5 protein-coding genes are annotated in these 5860 nt (G+C 63.2%); all 5 read left to right on the top strand.

Translation table 11 applies throughout. The annotated features are described in order from the left end of the window. Nucleotides 1-102 precede the first annotated feature (102 nt). The 5 genes from EOA33_RS21605 to EOA33_RS21585 all read left to right on the top strand — a co-directional run bounded on the left by EOA33_RS21605 (nucleotide 103) and on the right by EOA33_RS21585 (nucleotide 5810). Nucleotides 103-1713, top strand: coding sequence for an ABC transporter substrate-binding protein (locus EOA33_RS21605; protein ID WP_126058834.1), 1611 nt, complete (start codon nucleotides 103-105; stop codon nucleotides 1711-1713). Nucleotides 1714-1801: 88 nt separating this feature from the next. Next, the gene (locus tag EOA33_RS21600; protein ID WP_126058833.1) at nucleotides 1802-2752 is read left to right on the top strand and encodes an ABC transporter permease; all 951 of its coding nucleotides are present in this window, start codon (nucleotides 1802-1804) and stop codon (nucleotides 2750-2752) included. Continuing rightward, a complete protein-coding gene (locus tag EOA33_RS21595) occupies nucleotides 2749-3600 on the top strand; it encodes an ABC transporter permease (protein WP_126058832.1) in 852 nt (283 codons plus the stop codon). Before EOA33_RS21600 ends, EOA33_RS21595 begins: the two co-directional genes overlap by 4 nt. Beyond that, entirely contained in the window at nucleotides 3597-5252 is a 1656-nt protein-coding gene (locus EOA33_RS21590) for an ABC transporter ATP-binding protein (protein ID WP_127406532.1), read from the top strand. The genes EOA33_RS21595 and EOA33_RS21590 overlap by 4 nt, the downstream gene beginning before the upstream one ends. Before the next feature lie 78 nt (nucleotides 5253-5330). Beyond that, nucleotides 5331-5810 carry an Lrp/AsnC family transcriptional regulator gene (locus EOA33_RS21585; protein ID WP_127406531.1) on the top strand — a complete coding sequence of 160 codons (480 nt, stop codon included), beginning with the start codon at nucleotides 5331-5333 and terminating at the stop codon, nucleotides 5808-5810. Nucleotides 5811-5860: the final 50 nt, after the last annotated feature.

The raw sequence follows: 5860 nt of genomic DNA, 5'->3' as shown, positions 1-5860 counted from the left end.
GCGGCGGCCGTTCGGGAAAGCCTGAAGGAACGAACCTGAGCCCAAGCCCGGAAAGCCGCGACAAGACGAGCATGCCGACCGAACAACAGAAAGGGGAATGACATGACCGACAAGATCACGAACTGGACCAGCGCAGACGACGCCATGGTCGAGAACGCCATCCGGCGGGGCGCGAGCCGCCGCGAACTCCTCAAGATGCTGTTGGCCGGTGGCGCCGCGGTCGCCGCGGGCAGCCTGGTGCTCGGCCGCGCCAGCCAGGCCGTCGCCGCCGAGCCGGTTTCCGGCGGAAGCTTCAAGGCGGCCGGCTGGTCGTCCTCGACCGCCGACACGCTCGATCCGGCAAAGGCGTCGCTCTCCACCGACTATGTCCGCTGCTGCTCGCTCTACAACCGCCTGACTTTCCTCGACAAGGATGGCGTCACGCAGATGGAGCTGGCCGAGAGCTTCGACAGCAAGGACGCCAAGACCTGGACCGTGAAGCTGCGCAAGGGTGTCACCTTCCACGACGGCAAGGACCTCACGGCCGACGACGTCGTCTACTCGCTGAAGCGCCATCTCGACAAAGCGGTCGGCTCCAAGGTGGCCAAGATCGCCGCGCAGATGACCGGCTTCAAGGCGGTCGACAAGTCGACCGTCGAAATCACGCTCGCCGACCCGAATGCCGACCTGCCGACCATCCTGGCGCTGCACCATTTCATGATCGTGGCGGACGGCACCACCGACTTCTCCAAGGGCAATGGCACCGGCGCTTTCGTGCTGCAGACGTTCGAACCCGGCGTGCGTTCGGTCGTCACCAAGAACAAGAACTACTGGAAATCGGGCAAGCCCTATCTGGACTCGTTCGAGTTCATCGCCATCACCGACGACAGCGCCCGCGTCAACGCCCTGCTTTCCGGCGACATCAATTTTGCCGCAGCGATCAATCCGCGCTCAATGAAGCTCCTGGAGAGCCAGCAGGGCTTCGAACTGTCGAAGACGACCGCGGGCAACTACACGGACCTCAACATCCGGCTCGACATGGATCCGGGCAGCAAGGCCGACTTCGTGGCCGGCATGAAGTACCTCGTCAACCGCGAGCAGATCGTCAAATCGGCATTGCGCGGTCTTGGTGAGGTCGGCAATGATCAACCTGTCTCGCCGGCGAACATCTTCCACAACGCCGACCTCAAGCCGAAGGCATTCGACCCGGACAAGGCGAAGTTCCACTTCCAGAAGTCAGGCCTGCTCGGCCAGTCCATCCCGGTGATCGCGTCCGACGCCGCGACCTCGTCGATCGACATGGCGGTGATCATCCAGGCCGCCGGAGCGGATATCGGCATGAAGCTCGACGTCCAGCGCGTCCCGTCCGACGGCTACTGGGACAATTACTGGCTCAAGGCGCCGGTCCATTTCGGCAACATCAATCCGCGCCCGACGCCGGATATCCTGTTCTCGCTCCTCTACGCTTCCAGCGCTCCCTGGAACGAGAGCCAGTACAAGTCCGAGAAGTTCGACAAGCTGCTCGTCGAGGCGCGCGGCTCGCTCGACCAGGCCAAGCGCAAGGAAATCTACAACCAGATGCAGGTCATGGTCTCCGAGGAGGCCGGCACCATCATCCCGGCCTATATCTCCAACGTCGATGCCCTCTCCAGCAAGGTGAAGGGTTTGGAGGCGAACCCGCTCGGTGGCATGATGGGCTACGCAATGGCGGAATATCTCTGGCTCGAAGCCTGAGAGGCGACTGCCGGGGGCCGGTCAGCCGGTCCCCCGGCACTGCATTGCGCAAGATGGTTGGCCGAACGCACCGCAGGGAGCGCTTTCAATGACGTCTGGGGTTCTCAACCTCGTGCTGAAGCGGCTAGGGATCGCGGCCATCACGCTATTGATCGTGCTGTTCGCCGTGTTCTTCGCCACCAGCATGCTGCCTGGCGACACCGCGTCGATCCTGCTCGGCCAGGCGGCGACTCCCGAGGCGGTCGCCGGCCTGCGCGAGGCCATGCATCTCAACGACCCGGCGATCCTGCGCTTCCTGCGCTGGCTTGTCGGCCTGCTCCACGGCGACCTCGGCACCTCCTATGCCAACGAGATGCCGGTTGCGGCTCTGATCGGCGGGCGCCTGGTCAACACCATGAAGCTCGCCGGCATCACCGCGCTGCTCTCGGTGCCGCTGGCGCTGACGCTCGGCATCACCGCCGCGATGTTGCGCGGCTCCGTCTACGACCGCACCGTCACCGTGCTTTCGATCGGCGTCATCTCCGTGCCGGAGTTCATGGTCGCGACGCTGGCGGTCTTGCTCTTCGCCGTTTATCTCAGATGGCTGCCGGCGCTGTCGTCGGTCAACGAGGCGCATTCGCTGACCGATCTCGTGCGCATCTATGCAATGCCGGTGATCACGCTCACCTTCGTCATCTCCGCCCAGATGATCCGCATGACGCGCGCCGCGGTAATCGAAACGCTGTCCACGCCTTATGTCGAGATGGCTCTCCTCAAAGGCGCCTCGCGCAGCCGCATGGTGCTGAGACACGCGCTGCCCAATGCGCTCGGGCCGATCGTCAACGCGATCGCGCTGTCTTTGTCCTATCTGGTCGGCGGCGTCATCATCGTGGAGACGATCTTCAACTATCCCGGCATCGCCAAGCTGATGGTCGATGCGGTCGCGACCCGCGATCTGCCGCTGATCCAGAGCTGCGCGATGATCTTCTGCCTCGGCTACCTTCTTCTCATCACGACCGCCGACATCGTCGCCATAATGTCCAACCCGAGGCTGAGATGACGATGGCGCGCGCGGCAGCCTCCCGGCGGTCCTTCCTGGGCCACAGCTACAACCTCGTCGGCGTCGTGGCCTCGCTGGTCATCCTGGCGTGGACACTGGTCGCGATCTTCGCGCCTTACATCATTCCCCATCCCATCGGCGACATCGTCGACGACGACTATTTCGGGCCGATGCGTCAGGGGCTGTGGCTCGGCTCGGACTATCTGGGACGCGACATGCTCTCGCGAGTTCTGATGGGCGCGCGCTACACCGTCGGCATATCGCTCGCCGCCGTCTCCATCGCCTGCTTTTCCGGCGTCGTGCTGGGTATGATAGCGGCCGTCACCGGCGGCTGGCTCGACACCTGCCTCAGCCGCTTCCTGGACGCCATGAACTCCATCCCCAGCAAGCTGTTCGGCCTTGTCGTCGTCGCTGCCGTCGGTTCGTCGATTCCGGTGCTGATCCTGACGCTCGCCGTCATCTATATCCCCGGCTCCTATCGCTTCGCGCGCGCGCTCGCCGTCAACATCAACACCATGGACTTCATGACTGTCGCCCGTGTCCGCGGCGAGAGCACCCTCTATCTCGTCGGCTCCGAGATCCTGCCCAACATCATCCGCCCGGTGCTCGCCGACTTCGGCTTGCGCTTCGTCTTCATCGTTCTGCTGCTCTCCGGCCTGTCCTTCCTTGGGCTCGGCCTGCAGCCGCCGCTCGCCGACTGGGGCGCGCTGGTGCGCGAGAACATCGGCGGCCTGCCCTTCGCGGCCCCCGCCGTCATCGTGCCTTCGCTGGCGATCGCCAGCCTCACCATCAGCGTCAACCTGCTGATCGACAACCTGCCGCAGAAGATCAGGGACCGGGACGCATGAGCAATCTCGTCGAGGTCAGGAACCTGAGGATCGAGGCGACGACCGACGCCGGACGGCTTGTCGAGATCATCAAAGGCGTCAGCCTCGACATAGCCGACGGCGAGATCGTCGCCCTGATCGGCGAAAGCGGCTCCGGCAAGACTACGGTGGCGCTCTCGCTGATGGGCTATGCGCGGCCCGGCTGCCGGATCACCGGCGGCGAGATCAACGTCAACGGCAAGAACATGGCCGCCCTTTCCGAAAAGGAACGCGCCAGGCTGCGCGGCACGGACATTGCCTATGTCCCGCAAAGTGCCGCCGCCTCCTTCAACCCCTCCTCCACCATCATGGAGCAGGTCATCGAGGTCACGCGCATCCACAAGCTGATGCCGCCCGAACAGGCCCGCCGACGCGCCGTCGAGCTGTTCAGGGCCTTGTCGCTGCCGGACCCCGAAGGGATCGGCGCCCGTTATCCGCACCAGGTTTCGGGCGGTCAATTGCAGCGGCTGTCGGCGGCCATGGCGCTCATCAGCGATCCCAAGCTGGTGATCTTCGACGAGCCGACGACGGCGCTCGACGTGACGACGCAGATCGACGTGCTGAAGGCATTCAAGTCGGTCATGCGGGCGGGCGGGATCGCAGGTGTCTATGTTTCCCACGATCTCGCGGTCGTCGCCCAGATCGCCGACCGCATCGTGGTGCTGAAGGGCGGCGAGGTGCAGGAGACAGGCACCACAGCGGCAATCCTTTCAGCTGCCCGGCACCCCTATACGCGCGAACTGCTGGCCGCCTTCGAACCGAAGCCGCGGCAGGGGCAAGCCGACGCGGATGCCGGGACGAAGCAGCTGCTGCGTATAGACAATGTGACGGCCGGCTATGGCGCGATGCGGGCTGACGGACTGCCACTTATCCGCGCGGTCGATTCCGTCAGCCTGGTCGTCGAAAAGGGGCGCAATCTCGGCGTTATCGGCGAATCCGGCTGCGGAAAATCGACGCTGGCGCGCGTCATCGCCGGCATCCATCCGGCCGCTGCCGGCGACATCGTCTTCGATGGCAAGGACCTGCAGCGCGCCGCCAGGAAACGCAGCCAGGACCAGCTGCGCGAGATGCAGATCGTGTTCCAGTACGCCGATACCGCGCTCAATCCGGCCAAGCCTGTGGAGGACATCATCGCCCGCCCGCTCGCCTTCTATCACCGGCTCGACAGGCAGGCGCGCTCGAGGCGCGTCGACGAACTGCTCGATATGGTGCGCCTGCCGAGGGCGCTGCGCTACCGGCATCCATCGGAGCTCTCGGGCGGCCAGAAGCAGCGCGTGAATTTCGCGCGCGCGTTGGCGGCCGACCCCAAGCTCATCATTTGCGACGAAATCACCTCGGCGCTCGACACGGTGGTGGCGTCCGCCGTGATCGAACTGCTCAAGGAGCTGCAGCGCGAGCTGGGGCTCTCCTACATCTTCATCAGCCACGACCTCTCGGTCGTCGAGGCCATCTGCGACGAGATCATGGTCATGTACAATGGGCAGCGTGTGGAGCAGATCACGCCAGACAAGGTGAAGGCGCCCTCCCACCCCTATTCCAAGCTTCTGTTCTCTTCGGTGCCGAAGCTCGACTCGACGTGGCTCGACGGCCTTGTCCGCGACCCCCAGCTCGTCAGCCAGTACGGCCACCGCTGACTACATCGGAAGACTGAGGGGTGACGGCAAGTTTTTCAGCCACGATTGTGTCACCAGATCAACGCGCAGGCAGGCAGAATGAAGCTTGATCGACTGGACTCTCGCTTGCTTAATATTCTGCAGACCAACAATCGCCACGGCACGGAAGAGCTTGGTCAAATGGTCGGCCTGTCGGCAACGGCGGTCCAGCGTCGTCTCAAACGGCTTCGGGAAGGGGGAGCAATCGAAGCTGACGTTTCGATCGTGAAACCCAAGACTGTCGGCCGGCCCATTGCGATGCTCGTGCTGGTTTCGCTCGAGCGCGAACGGGCTGACATCGTCGACCGCTTCAAACAATCGATCCGCCAGACTCGGGAAGTGATGAACGGCTACTACGTTACGGGAGAAGCAGATTTCGTTCTCATTGTCACATCCCGAAGCATGGAAGATTATGAAGCTTTTACTCGGAGATTTTTCTACGAAAATCACGACATCAAGGGGTTCAAGACAATGGTTATCATGGATCGAGTGAAGGTTGGGTTTTCCATGCCAATCGATTTCGAGCATTTTCTTGATTGATAATGCGTTTAGGCCTGTCAACGGCCTGCAGGCAGCCCGTGATCTGAATC

The sequence above is a fragment of the Mesorhizobium sp. M4A.F.Ca.ET.050.02.1.1 genome, from assembly GCF_003997725.1.
GTDB lineage: Bacteria > Pseudomonadota > Alphaproteobacteria > Rhizobiales > Rhizobiaceae > Mesorhizobium.
The sequence above is the reverse complement of the archived record's forward strand: the minus strand, read 5'-3'. Positions and strand labels throughout refer to the sequence as shown.